Origin of the sequence: Agrobacterium sp. OT33 (assembly GCF_017313365.1) — a bacterium.
In the GTDB taxonomy this organism is placed as follows: Bacteria; Pseudomonadota; Alphaproteobacteria; order Rhizobiales; family Rhizobiaceae; genus Agrobacterium; species Agrobacterium rhizogenes_A.
The window spans coordinates 1-19,199 of the sequence record NZ_JAFLMZ010000017.1; the positions used below are offsets into that span (position 1 = coordinate 1).

General features: G+C 58.7%; 15 protein-coding genes, 1 tRNA gene and 2 pseudogenes. 14 read left to right on the plus strand and 4 right to left on the minus strand.

Going from position 1 to position 19,199, the window contains the following annotated elements; genetic code table 11:
- Nucleotides 1–249, plus strand: a pseudogene (gene tuf, locus JZX88_RS25675) (elongation factor Tu); the annotation flags it as partial.
- Between the two features lie 69 nt (nt 250–318).
- On the opposite strand, the gene JZX88_RS25680 reads toward tuf, so the two are convergent.
- Nucleotides 319–906 (minus strand): histidine phosphatase family protein, encoded by a 588-nt coding sequence (locus JZX88_RS25680; RefSeq protein ID WP_142856890.1) that lies wholly within the window; start codon nt 904–906, stop codon nt 319–321.
- A 193-nt stretch (nt 907–1,099) separates the two neighbouring features.
- On the opposite strand from JZX88_RS25680, the gene JZX88_RS25685 reads away from it, so the two are divergent.
- The 9 genes from JZX88_RS25685 (at nt 1,100) to rpoC (ending at nt 13,511) form a co-directional block, all read left to right on the plus strand.
- Nucleotides 1,100–1,175: transfer RNA gene (locus tag JZX88_RS25685), tRNA-Trp, on the plus strand.
- A 186-nt stretch (nt 1,176–1,361) separates the two neighbouring features.
- Nucleotides 1,362–1,562: a preprotein translocase subunit SecE gene (gene secE / locus JZX88_RS25690; protein ID WP_003523719.1), complete on the plus strand. Its 201-nt coding sequence runs from the start codon at nt 1,362–1,364 to the stop codon at nt 1,560–1,562.
- Between the two features lie 45 nt (nt 1,563–1,607).
- Nucleotides 1,608–2,138, plus strand: coding sequence for a transcription termination/antitermination protein NusG (nusG, locus tag JZX88_RS25695; protein ID WP_065113670.1), 531 nt, complete (start codon nt 1,608–1,610; stop codon nt 2,136–2,138).
- A 143-nt stretch (nt 2,139–2,281) separates the two neighbouring features.
- Nucleotides 2,282–2,713: a 50S ribosomal protein L11 gene (rplK, locus tag JZX88_RS25700; RefSeq protein WP_003523723.1), complete on the plus strand. Its 432-nt coding sequence runs from the start codon at nt 2,282–2,284 to the stop codon at nt 2,711–2,713.
- A 2-nt stretch (nt 2,714–2,715) separates the two neighbouring features.
- Complete coding sequence (gene rplA, locus JZX88_RS25705) at nt 2,716–3,411, plus strand: 50S ribosomal protein L1 (protein ID WP_142856888.1); 696 nt, start codon at nt 2,716–2,718, stop codon at nt 3,409–3,411.
- A 355-nt stretch (nt 3,412–3,766) separates the two neighbouring features.
- A complete protein-coding gene (gene rplJ, locus JZX88_RS25710; protein WP_065113668.1) occupies nt 3,767–4,285 on the plus strand; it encodes a 50S ribosomal protein L10 in 519 nt (172 codons plus the stop codon).
- A gap of 59 nt (nt 4,286–4,344) precedes the next feature.
- Nucleotides 4,345–4,725 (plus strand): 50S ribosomal protein L7/L12, encoded by a 381-nt coding sequence (gene rplL, locus JZX88_RS25715; protein WP_065113667.1) that lies wholly within the window; start codon nt 4,345–4,347, stop codon nt 4,723–4,725.
- A gap of 262 nt (nt 4,726–4,987) precedes the next feature.
- Entirely contained in the window at nt 4,988–9,124 is a 4,137-nt protein-coding gene (rpoB, locus tag JZX88_RS25720; RefSeq protein ID WP_142856886.1) for a DNA-directed RNA polymerase subunit beta, read from the plus strand.
- Between the two features lie 178 nt (nt 9,125–9,302).
- Nucleotides 9,303–13,511, plus strand: coding sequence for a DNA-directed RNA polymerase subunit beta' (gene rpoC / locus JZX88_RS25725; RefSeq protein WP_065113665.1), 4,209 nt, complete (start codon nt 9,303–9,305; stop codon nt 13,509–13,511).
- A gap of 128 nt (nt 13,512–13,639) precedes the next feature.
- Here the strand turns inward: rpoC and JZX88_RS25730 are convergent, their stop codons facing one another.
- From JZX88_RS25730 to JZX88_RS25740, 3 genes are all read right to left on the minus strand, one after another.
- Nucleotides 13,640–14,722, minus strand: coding sequence for a helix-turn-helix transcriptional regulator (locus JZX88_RS25730; protein ID WP_206915157.1), 1,083 nt, complete (start codon nt 14,720–14,722; stop codon nt 13,640–13,642).
- A 98-nt stretch (nt 14,723–14,820) separates the two neighbouring features.
- The gene (locus JZX88_RS25735) at nt 14,821–15,171 is read right to left on the minus strand and encodes a VOC family protein (RefSeq protein ID WP_206915158.1); all 351 of its coding nucleotides are present in this window, start codon (nt 15,169–15,171) and stop codon (nt 14,821–14,823) included.
- Between the two features lie 10 nt (nt 15,172–15,181).
- Nucleotides 15,182–15,475 (minus strand): transcriptional regulator, encoded by a 294-nt coding sequence (locus JZX88_RS25740; protein WP_065113662.1) that lies wholly within the window; start codon nt 15,473–15,475, stop codon nt 15,182–15,184.
- Between the two features lie 527 nt (nt 15,476–16,002).
- Between JZX88_RS25740 and rpsL the strand changes: the two genes are divergently transcribed.
- From rpsL to JZX88_RS25760, 4 genes and pseudogenes are all read left to right on the plus strand, one after another.
- Nucleotides 16,003–16,374, plus strand: a complete 372-nt coding sequence (rpsL, locus tag JZX88_RS25745; protein WP_003507760.1) for a 30S ribosomal protein S12 — start codon at nt 16,003–16,005, stop codon at nt 16,372–16,374.
- A 78-nt stretch (nt 16,375–16,452) separates the two neighbouring features.
- Nucleotides 16,453–16,923 (plus strand): 30S ribosomal protein S7, encoded by a 471-nt coding sequence (rpsG, locus tag JZX88_RS25750; RefSeq protein ID WP_065113661.1) that lies wholly within the window; start codon nt 16,453–16,455, stop codon nt 16,921–16,923.
- 34 nt (nt 16,924–16,957) lie between these two features.
- Complete coding sequence (gene fusA, locus JZX88_RS25755; protein WP_065113660.1) at nt 16,958–19,057, plus strand: elongation factor G; 2,100 nt, start codon at nt 16,958–16,960, stop codon at nt 19,055–19,057.
- Between the two features lie 65 nt (nt 19,058–19,122).
- A pseudogene (locus JZX88_RS25760) lies at nt 19,123–19,199 on the plus strand (elongation factor Tu); the annotation flags it as partial.

Genomic DNA, 19,199 nt, shown 5'->3' on the forward strand with positions numbered 1-19,199 from the left:
ACGAAGGAAGAAGGCGGCCGTCATACGCCGTTCTTCACGAACTACCGTCCGCAGTTCTACTTCCGCACGACGGACGTAACGGGCATCGTTACGCTTCCTGAAGGCACGGAAATGGTTATGCCTGGCGACAACGTGACCGTTGACGTCGAGCTGATCGTTCCGATCGCGATGGAAGAAAAGCTGCGCTTCGCTATCCGCGAAGGCGGCCGTACCGTCGGCGCCGGCATCGTGGCTTCGATCGTCGAGTAATTTTCAAACCCGCAAGGGATTGAAGAAAACCCCGCTGGAAACGGCGGGGTTTTTTATTGCCTGAAAGGATCAGCAGTCGATCCGGGTGACGTCGCCGTCCTGAAGATGGAAAAACGCATCCTGCGGCACATCGAGGCGCAGGGCTTCCTCTCTGGAAAGGTTTGCATAGACGCCGCGCAATATCCGGCTGGTTATGCCGTGGCAGATGACGATCGCGTCGCGGGCCTGTCTCTGTGTGATCGCCTCCAGGCTGCGGGCGACGCGGCTCCTCATCCTGTCGAATGTTTCGCCGCCCGGTGCATGGAAAAACCACTCGTAGCGATCCAACCCGTCGCGCATGCCGGGATATTCGTAGTCGATCTCGTAGTCCGTCATGCCATCCCATGCGCCCATGCCGATTTCCATCAGTCCGGGATCGAGAGTGATGCCGTCGATCATGCCGATTTCGCCCGCGACGATCTCGCAGGTCTGCCTGGCCCTGCCAAGCGGGCTGGAAAAAATATGCACTTCACCGGTTTCAACCAGCGTGGCGAGCCTGCGTCCCATCAGCATCGCCTGCCGCCGCCCCAGTTCCGTCAGCGGCGAATCGACCTGGCCCTGCCAGCGGCGGACGGCATTAAATTCGGTCTGGCCGTGACGGACGAGATAGATGCTCATGGGGTTTCCTGTGAAAGTGTTGAAGGCGGATCAATGCAATAGGGGGTGCATCAGGCAGGGCAGGGAAGTGCGCTGGCATATTTTGCCAGACAATGTGAAAAAACAAAAAACACACTTGCCATTCTTTTCCCTGCACCTTAAAGGAGCGCATACCGAATTGGCCAAGCGATTTAGCGGCCGGTTCGGGTGTCGAAGGGGTATAGCTCAGTTGGTAGAGCGGCGGTCTCCAAAACCGCAGGTCGGGGGTTCGAGCCCCTCTGCCCCTGCCACTTTCCATTCGCAAGCGCGGGCTTTCGCTGCATGGCAGATGGATGCCGGATTTCCGGCGAATTTCGCCGAATGTCGATTTCCTCTTGTTAAAAGTGGAATCGGTGTTTATGTAGGGTCAAAACAGACACGCGGTGCGTGGGGCTGATCAGTATCGGCTTTACGCGCCGTAATTGCGTGGGCAGTCAATGGCATCCAAAACCAATCCGTTTACGTTTCTGCAGCAGGTTCGCGCCGAAGCGTCAAAAATCACTTGGCCGTCGCGCCGCGAGACCATGATTTCGACGGCTATGGTGCTGGTGATGGTCATTTTTGCGGCTCTGTTCTTCTTTGCTGCGGATCAGCTCATCGGCTGGCTGCTCAGCCTGGTGCTGAACGTAGGCCGGTAACGGCGCGGTCGAAGGCCCGGTGGAAGGATCGAACGGAGAATAAAAATGGCAGCGCGCTGGTATATCGTTCACGCATATTCGAATTTTGAAAAGAAGGTCGCCGAGTCGATCGAGGAAAAGGCCCGCCAGAAGGGTCTGGATCATCTTTTCGAGAAAATCCTCGTGCCGACCGAAAAGGTCGTAGAGGTGCGTCGCGGCCGCAAGGTCGACAGCGAGCGCAAGTTCTTTCCGGGTTACGTGCTGGTGCGCGCCAACCTGACGGATGAGGCCTATCACCTCATCAAGAACACGCCGAAGGTGACCGGTTTCCTCGGTTCGGACAGCAAGCCTGTTCCGATCCCGGATTATGAGGCCGATCGTATCCTCGGTCAGGTTCAGGAAGGTGTCGAGCGTCCGAAGTCTTCGGTTTCGTTCGAGATCGGCGAGCAGGTTCGCGTTTCCGATGGTCCGTTCGCGTCGTTCAACGGCGTGGTTCAGGATGTCGACGAAGAGCGCTCGCGCCTGAAGGTGGAAGTTTCGATTTTCGGCCGCGCTACGCCGGTCGAGCTGGAATACAATCAGGTCGAGAAGGTCTGATTGGCGGGGCGAAGCCCCAAGCGCGTGGAAGGCAATCTGGCCCTTAAGCCGGGGCAGGGCGCCGCACCACGCAACCGCAGCCGCCGGAGCGATCCGGCTTGAGAGAGACCGGGTCACCGGTTTGAATTGAAAGGCAGAGAGATATGGCTAAGAAAGTTGCAGGCCAGCTCAAGCTGCAGGTAAAGGCCGGGGCGGCCAATCCGTCCCCGCCGATCGGTCCTGCACTTGGTCAGCGTGGCATTAACATCATGGAATTCTGCAAGGCGTTCAACGCTGCCACGCAGGAAATGGAAAAGGGTATGCCGATCCCGGTCGTCATCACCTATTACCAGGACAAGTCCTTCACCTTCGTCATGAAGCAGCCGCCGATGACCTACTGGCTGAAGAAGGAAGCGAAGATCACCTCCGGTTCCAAGACGCCTGGCAAGGGCGCCAAGGTCGGCTCCATCACCAAGGCTCAGGTCAAGACGATCGCTGAAGCCAAGATGAAGGATCTGAACGCAGCCGACATCGAAGGCGCAATGGCAATGGTTGAGGGCTCTGCCCGCGCCATGGGCCTGGAAGTGGTAGGTTGATCATGGCCAAGGTAGCAAAGCGCATTCAGAAGATCCGCGAAGGCGTGGATCCCAACAAGCTTTACGTTCTTACCGACGCCATCTCGATGGTCAAGGAACGTGCTGTCGCCAAGTTCGACGAAACCGTTGAAGTTTCGATGAACCTCGGCGTTGACCCGCGCCACGCGGACCAGATGGTTCGTGGCGTCGTCAACCTGCCGAACGGCACCGGCCGTGACGTTCGCGTCGCCGTCTTCGCCCGTGGCGCCAAGGCTGATGAAGCCACGGCAGCCGGCGCTGACGTTGTTGGCGCGGAAGAGCTGGTTGAAATCGTTCAGGGCGGCAAGATCGACTTCGATCGCTGCATCGCGACCCCGGACATGATGCCGCTCGTCGGCCGTCTCGGCAAGGTACTCGGCCCGCGTGGCATGATGCCGAACCCGAAGGTCGGTACGGTGACGATGGATGTTGCCGGCGCCGTCAAGGCGTCCAAGGGCGGCGCTGTCGAGTTCCGCGTTGAAAGGGCCGGTATCGTCCACGCTGGCGTTGGCAAGGCTTCGTTCGACGCCAAGGCTCTTGAGGAAAACATCAAGGCTTTCGCCGATGCGGTCATCAAGGCAAAGCCGGCTGGCGCCAAGGGCAACTATGTCAAGCGCGTCGCCATTTCCTCGACCATGGGTCCGGGCGTCAAGATCGACCCTTCGTCGGTTTCGGCTTAATCAATTCTCGCGCTTCCCAAGGGAAGTGTGAATAAAAGAATTTCCGGCTCCCAGGAGCCGGAGATTTCCGGGGAAACCCGGAACTCCTGTCCGAGATTGCGGGTGGCCATGTCTTTCGGGACTTGGCCTTAATCATTCAACCTGCATGAGACGGGTGAGGCTGGATTTGAGGCATCGAAACGATGCCTGACTGTCCGGTTCGAACCTGGTGTGCCTGTGCCTGAAGCCGTTTGCGGCGACAGAGCGGGGGACAGGATCCTCGAGCGTCGCTCGGGATCTTTGTAAAAAGGTCCCTTGGGGCAAAGGCAAACCCGACGGGTTCACATGTTGTGTTCCCGTCTACTGGAGACAGACAGTGGAAAGAGCGGAAAAACGCGAATTCGTCACGGAGCTGAACGAAGTCTTCAAGGCTTCCGGTTCGGTTGTCGTGGCCCACTATGCTGGTGTCACCGTTGCGCAGATGAACGACTTCCGTTCGAAGATGCGCGCTGCCGGAGGCACCGTCAAGGTCGCGAAGAACCGCCTGGCCAAGATCGCTCTTCAGGGTACGGAGTCGGAAGGGATGTCAGATCTCTTCAAGGGACAGACGCTGATTGCATACAGCACTGACCCGATGATCGCTCCGAAAGTCGTCATGGATTTCGCCAAGACCAACGACAAGGTCGTTGTTCTCGGTGGCGCCATGGGCGCAACCACGCTCAACGCCGAAGCAGTCAAGTCGCTTGCGACCCTGCCTTCGCTGGACGAGCTGCGTGCGAAGCTGCTGGGCCTTCTCAATGCCCCGGCAACCCGCGTCGCAACGGTTGTTGCAGCACCGGCAAGCCAGCTTGCCCGCGTGTTCTCGGCTTACGCCAAGAAGGACGAAGCCGCTTAAGGCGGTTTTTCGCTGTAAATATTCAAACTGGTTCGAACTGAACAAAAGGAACTATCAAAATGGCTGATCTCGCAAAGATCGTAGAAGACCTCTCCTCGCTGACCGTTCTGGAAGCTGCAGAACTGTCCAAGCTTCTCGAAGAAAAGTGGGGCGTTTCCGCTGCTGCTCCGGTAGCTGTTGCTGCTGTTGCCGGCGGTGCAGGCGCTGCTGCTGCTGCTGAAGAAGAAAAGACCGAGTTCGACGTTATCCTGGTTGACGCTGGCGCCAACAAGATCAACGTCATCAAGGAAGTCCGCGGCATCACCGGCCTCGGCCTCAAGGAAGCCAAGGACCTCGTCGAAGGCGCTCCGAAGCCGGTCAAGGAAGCCGTTTCCAAGGCTGAAGCTGCTGATCTCAAGAAGAAGCTTGAAGACGCAGGCGCCAAGGTTGACGTTAAGTAATCTTGCGATTGCTGGCGGGAAGGGGCTTAATGCCCCTTTCCGTCGTCATCGTTTTTAAAACTTATTACCCAAAAGCCGCTTGAAAACGGCTTTTGGGTAATGGGTTCTTCAAGAGAATGGTTCCGAACCGGCTCATCAAGGCAATCCGGCCTGATCGATCCGGGATATGGAACGAGATTGATGACACCCATTGCTTGACGGGATCGACTGGCCATCGGTTCCCGTCCGTTGCAGGCCCGGATGCAATTTTAAAGGAGCGACGATGGCTCAGACCCTTTCGTTTAACGGTCGCAGGCGCGTACGCAAGTTTTTCGGCAAAATTCCAGAAGTAGCGGAAATGCCGAACCTCATCGAGGTTCAGAAGGCTTCGTATGACCAGTTTCTCATGGTTGACGAGCCCAAGGGTGGCCGTCCCGACGAGGGATTGAATGCCGTATTCAAGTCCGTATTCCCGATCACCGATTTCTCGGGCGCCTCCATGCTCGAATTCGTATCCTACGAGTTCGAAGCGCCGAAGTTCGACGTCGAGGAATGCCGTCAGCGCGATCTGACCTATGCTGCGCCGCTGAAAGTGACGCTGCGCCTCATCGTGTTCGATATCGATGAAGATACGGGCGCGAAGTCCATCAAGGACATCAAGGAACAGTCCGTCTACATGGGCGACATGCCGCTCATGACCAATAACGGCACGTTCATCGTCAACGGCACCGAGCGCGTCATCGTTTCGCAGATGCACCGTTCGCCGGGCGTGTTCTTCGACCACGACAAGGGCAAGAGCCATTCTTCCGGCAAGCTGCTCTTTGCCGCGCGCGTCATCCCCTATCGCGGTTCCTGGCTCGATATCGAATTCGACGCCAAGGACATCGTCTATGCGCGTATCGACCGTCGCCGCAAGCTGCCCGTGACCTCGCTTTTGATGGCGCTCGGCATGGATGGCGAAGACATTCTGTCGACCTTCTACACCAAGGCTTCCTATGAGCGCGACGGCGACGGCTGGCGCATTCCGTTCCAGCCCGAGACGCTGAAGAACGCCAAGGTCGTCACCGACATGATCGACGCCGATACCGGCGAAGTCGTTGTCGAGGCCGGCAAGAAGCTGACCCCGCGCCTTATCCGCCAGCTTTCCGAAAAGGGCCTCAAGGCGCTGAAGGCGACCGACGAGGACCTGTACGGCAACTATCTGGCCGAAGACATCGTCAACTACGAGACGGGCGAAATCTATCTCGAAGCCGGCGACGAAATCGACGAGAAGACGCTTGGTCTTATCCTGCAGTCCGGCTTTGACGAGATTCCGGTTCTCAACATCGACCACGTCAATGTTGGCGCCTACATCCGCAACACGTTGTCTGCCGACAAGAACGAAAACCGTCAGGAAGCCCTGTTCGACATCTACCGCGTCATGCGTCCGGGTGAGCCGCCGACCATGGAATCGGCGGAAGCGATGTTCAACTCGCTGTTCTTCGATGCAGAGCGTTACGACCTTTCGGCCGTTGGCCGCGTCAAGATGAACATGCGTCTCGACCTCGACGCGGAAGACACCGTGCGCACGCTGCGCAAGGAAGACATCCTCGCGGTCGTCAAGATGCTGGTCGAACTGCGTGACGGCAAGGGCGAGATCGACGATATCGACAACCTCGGCAACCGTCGTGTCCGTTCGGTCGGCGAGCTGATGGAAAACCAGTATCGTCTCGGCCTTCTGCGCATGGAACGTGCGATCAAGGAACGTATGTCCTCGATCGAAATCGACACCGTGATGCCGCAGGACCTGATCAACGCGAAGCCGGCTGCTGCCGCCGTTCGCGAATTCTTCGGTTCCTCGCAGCTGTCGCAGTTCATGGACCAGGTGAACCCGCTTTCGGAAATCACCCACAAGCGCCGTCTTTCGGCTCTTGGACCGGGTGGTCTGACCCGCGAGCGCGCCGGCTTCGAAGTCCGTGACGTTCACCCGACCCATTACGGCCGTATTTGCCCGATCGAAACGCCGGAAGGCCCGAACATCGGTCTTATCAACAGCCTCGCGACCTTCGCCCGCGTCAACAAGTACGGCTTCATCGAAAGCCCGTACCGCAAGATCGTGGACGGCAAGGTTACGAACGACGTGATCTATCTCTCCGCCATGGAAGAGGCCAAGTATTACGTGGCACAGGCCAACGCGCCGCTCAACGACGATGGTTCGTTCTCCGAAGAGTTCGTCGTTTCCCGTCATTCGGGCGAAGTTATGCTCGCCCCGCGTGACAACATCAACCTGATGGACGTTTCGCCGAAACAGCTCGTTTCGGTCGCAGCGGCTCTCATTCCGTTCCTGGAAAACGACGACGCCAACCGCGCTCTCATGGGCTCGAACATGCAGCGTCAGGCCGTTCCGCTTCTGCGCGCCGAGGCACCGTTCGTCGGTACCGGCATGGAGCCGATCGTTGCCCGTGACTCCGGTGCTGCCATCGCGGCCCGTCGTGGCGGTGTTGTCGATCAGGTGGATGCGACCCGTATCGTTATCCGCGCCACGGAAGATCTCGATGCCGGCAAGTCCGGTGTTGACATCTATCGTCTGCAGAAGTTCCAGCGTTCGAACCAGAACACCTGCGTCAACCAGCGTCCGCTGGTTTCCGTCGGCGACGCCATCTCCAAGGGTGACATCATCGCGGACGGTCCTTCGACCGACCTCGGCGATCTGGCGCTTGGCCGTAACGCGCTCGTCGCGTTCATGCCCTGGAACGGCTACAACTACGAAGACTCGATCCTGATGTCGGAACGTATCGTTTCCGACGACGTGTTCACCTCCATCCACATCGAAGAATTCGAAGTGATGGCACGCGACACGAAGCTTGGTCCGGAAGAAATCACACGCGACATTCCGAACGTTTCGGAAGAAGCGCTGAAGAACCTCGACGAAGCCGGTATCGTTTACATCGGTGCGGAAGTTCAGCCGGGCGATATCCTCGTTGGCAAGATCACGCCGAAGGGCGAAAGCCCGATGACGCCGGAAGAAAAGCTTCTGCGCGCCATCTTCGGTGAAAAGGCTTCCGACGTTCGCGACACCTCCATGCGCATGCCTCCGGGCACGTTCGGTACGGTTGTCGAAGTCCGCGTCTTCAACCGTCACGGTGTGGAGAAGGACGAGCGCGCGATGGCTATCGAGCGCGAAGAGATCGAACGTCTGGCGAAGGACCGTGACGACGAACAGGCAATTCTTGACCGTAACGTCTACGGCCGCCTGATCGACATGCTGCGTGGCCACGTTTCCATCGCCGGTCCGAAGGGCTTCAAGAAGGGTGTCGAGCTTTCCAACGCCGTCGTCTCCGAATATCCCCGCTCGCAGTGGTGGATGTTCGCGGTCGAAGACGAGAAGGCCCAGTCCGAACTCGAAGCGCTTCGCGGCCAGTACGACGAATCCAAGTCGCGCCTTGAACAGCGCTTCATGGACAAGGTCGAAAAGGTCCAGCGCGGCGACGAAATGCCTCCGGGCGTCATGAAGATGGTCAAGGTCTTCGTTGCTGTTAAGCGCAAGATCCAGCCGGGCGACAAGATGGCCGGCCGTCACGGTAACAAGGGCGTCGTCTCGCGTATCGTTCCGGTCGAGGACATGCCGTTCCTCGAAGACGGCACGCATGTCGACATCTGCTTGAACCCGCTCGGCGTGCCTTCGCGCATGAACGTCGGCCAGATCCTCGAAACCCACCTCGCATGGGCATGCGCAGGCATGGGCAAGAAGATCGGCGAGATGCTCGAAGAGTATCGCAAGACGATGGACATCAGCGAGCTTCGCAGCGAGCTGACGGAAATCTACGCGTCTGAAGCCAATGACGAGGTTCAGCGTTTCGACGACGACTCGCTGGTGAAGCTTGCCGAAGAAGCCAAGCGCGGTGTTTCCATCGCGACCCCGGTCTTCGACGGTGCGCATGAGCCCGACGTCGCCGCGATGCTGAAGAAGGCAGGTCTGCATGAATCCGGTCAGTCCGTCCTTTATGACGGTCGTACCGGTGAGCCGTTCGACCGCAAGGTCACCGTCGGCTACATGTACATGATCAAGCTGAACCACCTTGTCGACGACAAGATCCACGCTCGCTCGATCGGTCCTTACTCGCTCGTTACCCAGCAGCCGCTGGGCGGCAAGGCGCAGTTCGGCGGACAGCGCTTCGGGGAAATGGAAGTCTGGGCTCTGGAAGCATACGGCGCGGCCTACACGCTGCAGGAAATGCTGACCGTCAAGTCGGACGACGTGGCCGGCCGCACCAAGGTCTACGAAGCGATCGTCCGTGGCGACGATACCTTCGAGGCCGGTATTCCGGAGAGCTTCAACGTTCTCGTCAAGGAAATGCGGTCGCTCGGTCTTTCGGTCGAACTGGAAAACTCGAAGATCGAGAACCAGCCCGAAGACCAGCTGCCCGACGCGGCGGAATAAAAATGAGAGAGGCGGGCGCCTTCCGGGCGCCTGCCGGTTTCCCGTCAGCCCGGCTGGCGGGGGACACTTTCGCCGCATTGTGCGGTTAATCCGTATTTAAAGCTCTGGACGGCGACCCGGGAAGAAGCCGGTCCGGATGCAAACAGGGGCAGCAGCTAGCCTCTCAAGGAGACAAGGCATGAACCAAGAGGTCATGAATCTTTTCAATCCTCAGGTGCCTGCGCAGCATTTCGATTCCATCCGGATTTCGATCGCTTCGCCGGAAAAAATCCTGTCGTGGTCCTACGGCGAGATCAAGAAGCCGGAAACCATCAACTACCGTACGTTCAAGCCGGAACGCGACGGCCTTTTCTGCGCGCGTATCTTCGGACCGATCAAGGACTACGAGTGCCTGTGCGGCAAGTACAAGCGCATGAAGTACAAGGGCATCATCTGCGAAAAGTGCGGCGTCGAAGTGACGTTGTCGCGCGTTCGCCGTGAGCGCATGGGCCATATCGAGCTCGCAGCGCCGGTTGCCCACATCTGGTTCCTGAAGTCGCTTCCCTCGCGTATCTCGACCCTGCTCGACATGACGCTGAAGGATGTCGAACGCGTTCTTTATTTCGAGAACTACATCGTCACCGAGCCTGGCCTCACTTCGCTGAAGCAGAACCAGCTTCTGTCCGAAGAAGAGTACATGATCGCCGTCGACGAGTTCGGCGAAGACCAGTTCACCGCCATGATCGGCGCTGAAGCCATCTATGAGATGCTGGCTTCGATGAACCTCGAAAAGATCGCCGGCGACCTGCGTGCCGAACTTGCTGAGACCACGTCTGATCTCAAGCAGAAGAAGCTGATGAAGCGCCTGAAGATCGTCGAGAACTTCATGGAGTCGGGCAACCGTCCGGAATGGATGATCATGAAGGTCGTTCCGGTCATTCCGCCGGACCTGCGTCCGCTGGTTCCGCTGGATGGCGGCCGTTTCGCGACGTCCGACCTTAACGATCTCTATCGCCGCGTCATCAACCGTAACAACCGTCTGAAGCGCCTGATCGAGCTTCGCGCACCTGGCATCATCATCCGCAACGAAAAGCGCATGCTGCAGGAATCCGTCGATGCGCTGTTCGACAACGGCCGTCGCGGCCGCGTCATCACGGGTGCCAACAAGCGCCCGCTGAAGTCGCTCTCCGACATGCTGAAGGGCAAGCAGGGTCGCTTCCGCCAGAACCTTCTCGGCAAGCGCGTCGACTATTCCGGTCGTTCGGTTATTGTGACCGGTCCGGAACTGAAGCTGCACCAGTGCGGCCTGCCGAAGAAGATGGCGCTCGAACTGTTCAAGCCGTTCATCTACGCCCGCCTCGACGCCAAGGGTTACTCCTCGACCGTCAAGCAAGCCAAGAAGCTGGTTGAAAAGGAAAAGCCGGAAGTTTGGGATATCCTCGACGAGGTCATCCGCGAGCATCCGGTTCTGCTGAACCGCGCACCGACGCTGCACCGTCTGGGTATCCAGGCTTTCGAACCCATGCTGGTCGAAGGCAAGGCCATCCAGCTGCATCCGCTCGTCTGCACGGCCTTCAACGCCGACTTCGACGGTGACCAGATGGCTGTTCACGTGCCGCTTTCGCTGGAAGCCCAGCTGGAAGCACGCGTGCTGATGATGTCGACCAACAACATCCTGCATCCGGCGAACGGTCATCCGATCATCGTTCCGTCGCAGGACATGGTTCTCGGCCTCTATTACCTGTCGATCATGAACCAGAACGAGCCGGGCGAAGGCATGGCCTTCTCGGATATCGGTGAGCTGCATCACGCGCTTGAAAACAAGGTCGTGACGCTGCATGCCAAGATCCGCGGCCGCTTCAAGACCGTGGATGCCGATGGCAAGCCGGTTTCGAAGATTCATGAGACGACCCCTGGCCGTATGCTGATTGGCGAACTTCTGCCGAAGAACGTCAATGTGCCTTTCGACGTCTGCAACCAGGAAATGACCAAGAAGAACATCTCCAAGATGATCGACACGGTCTACCGTCACTGCGGCCAGAAAGACACGGTCATCTTCTGCGACCGCATCATGCAGCTCGGCTTTGCCCATGCCTGCCGCGCCGGCATTTCGTTCGGCAAGGACGACATGGTCATTCCGGACAGCAAGGTGAAGATCGTCGGTGACACCGAAGCTCTCGTGAAGGAATACGAACAGCAGTACAACGATGGTCTCATCACCCAGGGCGAAAAGTACAACAAGGTTGTCGACGCCTGGGGCAAGGCTACCGAAAAGGTCGCCGAAGAGATGATGGCACGCATCAAGGCTGTCGAGTTCGATCCGGAAACGGGCCGCCAGAAGCCGATGAACTCCATCTACATGATGTCCCACTCGGGCGCCCGTGGTTCTCCGAACCAGATGCGTCAGCTGGGCGGCATGCGCGGCCTGATGGCCAAGCCGTCGGGTGAAATCATCGAGACGCCGATCATCTCGAACTTCAAGGAAGGCCTGACCGTTAACGAGTACTTCAACTCGACCCACGGTGCCCGTAAGGGTCTTGCAGACACCGCCCTGAAGACCGCGAACTCGGGTTATCTTACCCGCCGTCTGGTCGACGTCGCGCAGGATTGCATCGTCAACTCCACCGATTGCGGCACCGACAAGGGTCTCACCATGACCGCCATCGTCGATGCCGGTCAGGTCGTCGCCTCGCTCGGCGCGCGTATCCTCGGCCGTACGGCGCTTGATGATATCGATCATCCGGTTTCGGGCGAAAACCTCGTCAAGGCCGGCACGCTCATCGATGAGGCCGATGTGGCCGTCATCGAAAAGGCGGGCATCCAGTCCGTGCGCATCCGCTCGGCTCTGACCTGCGAAGTGCAGGTTGGCGTCTGCGGCGTCTGCTACGGTCGTGACCTTGCACGCGGTACGCCTGTCAACATGGGCGAAGCCGTTGGCGTCATCGCCGCACAGTCGATCGGTGAACCGGGCACGCAGCTCACCATGCGTACCTTCCACCTTGGCGGTACGGCGAACGTGGTCGACCAGTCGTTCCTCGAAGCCTCTTACGAGGGCACGATTGCGATCAAGAACCGCAACATTCTGCGCAACTCCGAAGGCACTCTCATCGCGATGGGCCGTAACATGGCCGTCACCATTCTCGATGAGCGCGGCCAGGAGCGGTCTTCGCAGCGCGTTGCCTATGGTTCGAAGATCTTCGTGGATGATGGCGACAAGGTAAAGCGTGGCCAGCGTCTGGCAGAGTGGGACCCCTACACCCGTCCGATGATGACGGAAGTGGAAGGCACCGTTCACTTCGAGGACCTCGTCGACGGTCTTTCCGTTCTGGAAGCCACCGACGAATCCACCGGCATCACCAAGCGTCAGGTTATCGACTGGCGTTCGACGCCGCGCGGTTCGGACCTCAAGCCCGCGATCGTCATCAAGGACGCTTCCGGCGCGGTTGCGAAGCTTGCCCGTGGTGGCGAAGCCCGCTTCCAGCTGTCCGTGGACGCCATCCTGTCGGTCGAGCCGGGTTCGAAGGTCTCCCAGGGTGACGTGCTTGCACGTTCGCCGCTGGAAAGCGCCAAGACGAAGGACATCACCGGTGGTCTGCCGCGCGTTGCCGAACTGTTCGAAGCACGTCGTCCGAAGGATCACGCCGTCATCGCAGAGATCGACGGTACGATCCGCCTGGGTCGCGACTACAAGAACAAGCGTCGCGTGATGATCGAGCCTGCGGAAGACGGCGTCGAGCCGGTCGAATACCTGATCCCGAAGGGCAAGCCCTTCCATCTTCAGGAAGGCGACTACATCGAGAAGGGCGAATACATTCTCGACGGCAACCCGGCACCGCACGACATTCTGGCGATCAAGGGCGTGGAGGCTCTGGCTTCCTACCTCGTGAACGAAATCCAGGAAGTCTACCGACTGCAGGGCGTTGTGATCAACGACAAGCACATCGAAGTGATCGTTCGCCAGATGCTGCAGAAGGTCGAAATCACCGATGCCGGCGACAGCCAGTATATCGTCGGCGACAATGTCGACCGTATCGAGCTGGACGACATGAACGACCGTCTGATCGAGGAGGGCAAGAAGCCGGCATACGGCGATCCTGTTCTGCTCGGCATCACCAAGGCTTCGCTGCAGACGCCGTCCTTCATTTCGGCCGCATCCTTCCAGGAAACCACCAAGGTTCTCACGGAAGCTGCGATTGCCGGCAAGACGGACACGCTGCAGGGCCTCAAGGAAAACGTCATCGTCGGCCGTCTCATCCCGGCCGGTACTGGCGGCACCATGACGCAGATCCGCCGCATCGCCACCTCGCGCGACGACCTCATCCTCGAGGAACGCCGCAAGGGTACGGGCGCAGGCTCTGCGAACCAGATGCTGCAGGACATGACGGATCAGGTTCCGGCTGCGGAATAAGGTCAGGGCAGGGGCTTTTCGAAACCCCGCCAAAGTTCAGTGAAGGCGTCCGGAGCAATTCGGGCGCCTTTTCTTTGGGATGATGATGGCTTCGATCCGTTCCTCCGGCCTGTGAGTAGCGGCTTGTTTCAGTCCTGATCGCCGATGGTGTAGCGCGTCAGGACGGAAAGGCGGCGAACGAGATCAGTCTGGCCGGTACTGCCCGTCTTCGCATAGATCGACTTGGCATTGCTGCGCACCGTCTCATGGGAAATCTGCAATTGCCTGGCCACGGAGGGGAGAGAAAGCCCCTTCATGATTTCAAGCGCAACGCGGGCCTCGCCTCGGGTAAGGTCGTAAAGCCCCTTCAGGAGCGGCGTCGCATCGAAGACGGCGTCCGATGGCTGTGAGATCAGCATGATGGCCGAGCCATGCGGCGAGAGGTCCAGCGCGTCCCTGCGCAGCGGTATCACATGCAGGATGCAGGGACTGTCCTCGGTCGGCAGGGGGAAGGAGCCGACGTTGTGTCCGGCAAGTGCCTTGTAAAGCAGCCGGTTTACCCTTTCGTCGGAGATCAGGATTCGGTCGCGGGCGCGGGTGGAAATGGATTTCTGGATCGTTTGAAACAGCGTGTTGGCGGAAAGGACACGTCCGCTTGCCTGAAGCACGGCAGCCGGCGCGCCGATCGCGTTGAGGCCGAGCGTCATCGTATCCGCCTTCTGGCGCTGCAGCCGGGTCGCGAGGGTGAGGCTGCGGGCGATATGCGGCCTCAATCCGCCGAGCGCGGCCATGGTCTCCGGGCCGATGACGCCGCTTTCAAGCTTGCGTTCGAAAAGAACCGTCATTTGCGGGTGGTCAGGTGGCGCGACCTGTGTTGCCGCGCCATATCCCAGCCCGCGGGGCATGAGGAAGTCGCGCACGATCGGCAGTCCCGCCCATTCATCATGGGTGAAGACGTCGAAGTCGTGCACGAAGGAAAACTGTCCCTCGCGAATGGCGCGGGTGAGGCGGTCATTGCGGTGATTCCAGCCGCCTTCCATGAAGGCCTGCATCAGTTCCTGCAAATTGGGGGTGAAGAGCCAGGCTTCCTCCTCTCCCTTGCCCCAGGTGAGGGCGCCGCCCCAGAAATCCAGCCGATGGCCGATTGCGGCGATGACATCCGCCCAGCGGTCAGGAAAAAGCGCCGCTTCGTAAATGTCGTCTATGATATCTTCCGAAAATATATTATCCAACCCGCCACCGTCATTTCATGCCGGGTATAATATAAGGCTATATTTATCTATTATTCAACGGAAAATGGAATAATACTACTAAACTTAAAGTATATAATCTATAAGTGACTTAATATGTTGACCAGTCTGCCAAAGGGGTCGCGCAGGAAAAGGCGGCGCACGCCCCAGCTTTCATTGGCCGGGCCGTATTCTATCGGTAGTTCCGCCTTTAATATCCTGGCGTGAATCTCGTCGAAATTGTCGACTTCGATGGAGATATCGGGAACGGCCGTGCCGGAGCCGCCTTCGCGGGCGAAGCTGATCTGGGCCATTGTCTCCACCGGGCTCGCATAGGTCACGATCCAGCCGTGATCCATGGCGATGGTCATGCCGAGAATGTCGCGATAAAAGGCACCCGCCCGCGCAGGGTCGGGTGCCGCAATATTGGTGACGATGCGCCTCACCGTCATGGGCGGCGTCTCAGGCGAAACGGATGATGGCCACTTCGCCTTCCAGTGCGCCCTGATAGGCGGAGGCGTGCGGTTCCTCATCCGGAATGTCGGTCAGCATGCCGATCTGGTCGAGGTCCGCTTCGATGAAACCTTCCTCGGAAAGTGCGTTCAGCGTTTCGCGGACGGCGGTGTCGTCGTCCGGCGCCCGGAGGATGACGTGGATGTCGATGCCTTCCGAGTTATCGGTCTCGTAGGCCTTGCCGATGACGATGAAGACCATCGGCTCGTCGCGTCCATTGTCGTTGTCGGGGAGGTTGCTCATGACGCGGTTCCTTGATCTGTCGTTGCTGTATATGCGGCGGACCGGAATCGGTCCTGCACTTGGCGAGCCAGCTTCTGGCCGCTTGAGGGAATCAATAGACGGATTTTATGAAAAGCCAAAGGGCGGAGGTCAAAATCGCGGCCTTCGGCGCAGACTTATGTTACAAGGAGCGGGAAATGGCCTGCGGGCGGGCTTTGTGGCCGCGGGTGGCGGCGCAAAATGTGGATTCGCCCTTGACGAAAGCTGGCTAAAACAGTAGTACGCCCGCCATCGGAGCCTCTGTGGGTGCTGGCCGTTCGGAAAGCTTTTTCCCGAACATCATCTCAAACGGGTCTCCATTGCACGTAGAAGACACGAATGTTGCACGCAAGACGCCTCATCCGGTGTCCTCTGCTCTTGGTGGTCCATCCGTGAAACCGGATCGGGCCACGTTTTGCGCATGAGGATATATGCGTGCATCGTCGCCGGCAACGGCATAGCCGCCACCCGTGAGGGTGGCTAAAGTAGTTTTTGCAAGGGATGGTTATATGCCTACCGTAAACCAGCTGATCCGCAAGCCTCGCCAGGCACAGGTAAAGCGCAACAAGGTTCCTGCCCTGCAGGAAAACCCGCAGAAGCGTGGTGTTTGCACCCGCGTTTACACGACGACCCCGAAGAAGCCGAACTCGGCTCTGCGTAAGGTTGCCAAGATTCGCCTCACCAACGGCTTTGAAGTCATCGGCTACATTCCCGGCGAAGGTCACAACCTTCAGGAACACTCCGTGGTCATGATCCGCGGCGGCCGCGTAAAGGACTTGCCGGGTGTGCGTTACCACATCATCCGCGGTGTTCTCGATACCCAGGGCGTCAAGAACCGCAAGCAGCGCCGTTCGAAGTACGGTGCGAAGCGTCCGAAGTAATTTCGGCAACAACACAATCAGGCGCTGCGCGAGGTTCTCCGCGTGGTATAGCGTCAATAACATTGAGAGACAAAAAGTATGTCCCGTCGCCATAGTGCAGAAAAGCGTGAGATCAACCCGGATCCGAAGTTCGGTGATCTGGTCGTCACCAAGTTCATGAACGCCATCATGCTTCACGGCAAGAAGTCGGTTGCAGAAAGCATCGTTTACGGCGCGTTCGACGTCGTTCAGGGCAAGACGAAGCAGGAGCCGCTCACCGTGTTCCACTCCGCCCTCGACAACGTTGCCCCGCACGTTGAAGTGCGTTCGCGCCGCGTTGGTGGTGCGACATACCAGGTTCCGGTCGACGTTCGTCCGGAGCGCCGTCAGGCTCTCGCCATCCGCTGGCTGATCACTGCTGCGCGCAAGCGCAACGAAACGACCATGATCGATCGCCTTTCCGGCGAACTCATGGACGCTGCGAACAACCGCGGCTCTGCCGTCAAGAAGCGTGAAGACACGCACAAGATGGCCGACGCCAACCGCGCATTCTCGCATTACCGCTGGTAATCTTAACCGGTCGCATATCGAAAGGCAGTCCATTATGGCTCGCGAATATAAAATCGAAGACTACCGCAATTTCGGTATCATGGCGCATATCGACGCCGGCAAGACGACGACCACCGAGCGTATTCTTTATTACACCGGTAAGTCGCACAAGATCGGCGAAGTTCACGATGGCGCAGCCACGATGGACTGGATGGAGCAGGAGCAGGAGCGTGGTATCACCATCACGTCTGCTGCGACCACGACCTTCTGGAAGGGCCGTGACGGCAAGACCCGTCGCTTCAACATCATCGACACCCCCGGCCACGTTGACTTCACCATTGAAGTCGAGCGTTCGCTGCGCGTTCTCGACGGCGCTATCGCGCTGCTCGACGCCAACGCCGGTGTTGAGCCGCAGACGGAAACCGTCTGGCGCCAGGCCGAGAAGTATCATGTTCCGCGCATGATCTTCTGCAACAAGATGGACAAGACCGGCGCTGACTTCTACCGCTCGGTGGAAATGATCAAGACCCGTCTCGGCGCCACCGCTGTTGTCATGCAGCTGCCGATCGGTGCTGAGACCGAGTTCAAGGGCGTTATCGACCTGGTCGAGATGAATGCTCTCGTATGGCGCGACGAATCGCTCGGCGCCCAGTGGGACGTCGTCGAAATCCCCGAGGACATGAAGGCCAAGGCTGAAGAATATCGCGAAAAGCTGATCGAGACCGTTGTCGAGATCGACGAAGAAGCGATGGAAGCCTACCTCGAAGGCAACTATCCGGATAACGACAAGATTCGCGAACTCGTTCGCCGCGGCACCATCGACGTGAAGTTCCACCCGATGTTCTGCGGTACCGCGTTCAAGAACAAGGGCGTTCAGCCGCTTCTCGACGCCGTTGTCGACTACCTGCCTTCGCCGCTGGACATTCCGGCGATCAAGGGCATCGACGCCAAGACGGAAGCCGAAATCGAGCGTCACGCTGACGACTCCGAGCCGCTTTCCATGCTTGCGTTCAAGATCATGAACGACCCCTTCGTCGGTTCGCTCACCTTCGCACGCATCTACTCGGGCAAGCTCGAGAAGGGCACGTCTGTCATGAACACGGTCAAGGACAAGCGCGAGCGCGTCGGCCGTATGCTGCAGATGCACTCCAACAGCCGTGAAGACATCGAAGAAGCCTATGCAGGCGACATCGTTGCTCTGGCCGGTCTGAAGGAAACCACGACGGGCGACACGCTCTGCGATCCGCTGAAGCCGGTTATCCTCGAGCGCATGGAATTCCCCGAGCCGGTCATCCAGATCGCGATCGAGCCGAAGACCAAGGGCGACCAGGAAAAGATGGGCCTCGCGCTCAACCGTCTGGCTGCAGAAGATCCGTCCTTCCGCGTCAAGACCGACGACGAATCCGGCCAGACCATCATTGCCGGCATGGGCGAACTTCACCTCGACATCATCGTCGACCGTATGCGTCGCGAGTTCAAGGTTGAAGCAACCGTCGGTGCTCCGCAGGTTGCCTACCGCGAAACGATCACGCGTCAGCACGAAGAAGACTACACGCACAAGAAGCAGTCCGGTGGTACCGGTCAGTTCGCTCGCGTGAAGATCATCTTCGAACCGAACCCCGAAGGCGAAGACTTCAAGTTCGAATCCAAGATCGTCGGTGGTGCCGTTCCGAAGGAATACATCCCGGGCGTTCAGAAGGGTATCGAAAGCGTTCTGTCTTCCGGTCCGCTGGCTGGCTTCCCGATGCTCGGCGTCAAGGCGACGCTGGTTGACGGTGCATTCCACGATGTTGACTCGTCGGTTCTCGCCTTCGAAATCGCATCGCGCGCCTGCTTCCGTGAAGCAGCCAAGAAGGCTGGTGCACAGCTTCTCGAGCCGATGATGAAGGTCGAAGTTGTAACGCCGGAAGATTACGTCGGTGACGTTATCGGTGACCTCAACTCCCGCCGTGGCCAGATCCAGGGCCAGGAGAGCCGTGGTATCGCCGTTGTCATCAACGCGCATGTTCCGCTCGCGAACATGTTCAAGTACGTCGACAACCTGCGCTCCATGTCGCAGGGCCGCGCACAGTACTCGATGACGTTCGACCACTATTCGCCGGTTCCGTCGAACGTGGCGCAGGAAATCCAGGCAAAGTACTCCGGTCAGAAGTGATCGGGGTACGCCCCACCGAATTTTGAAGATTATTCCCGTCAAGGGACAAGAATGGAGAGCCACTAATGGCAAAGAGCAAGTTTGAGCGGACGAAGCCGCACGTCAACATTGGCACGATCGGTCACGTTGACCATGGCAAGAC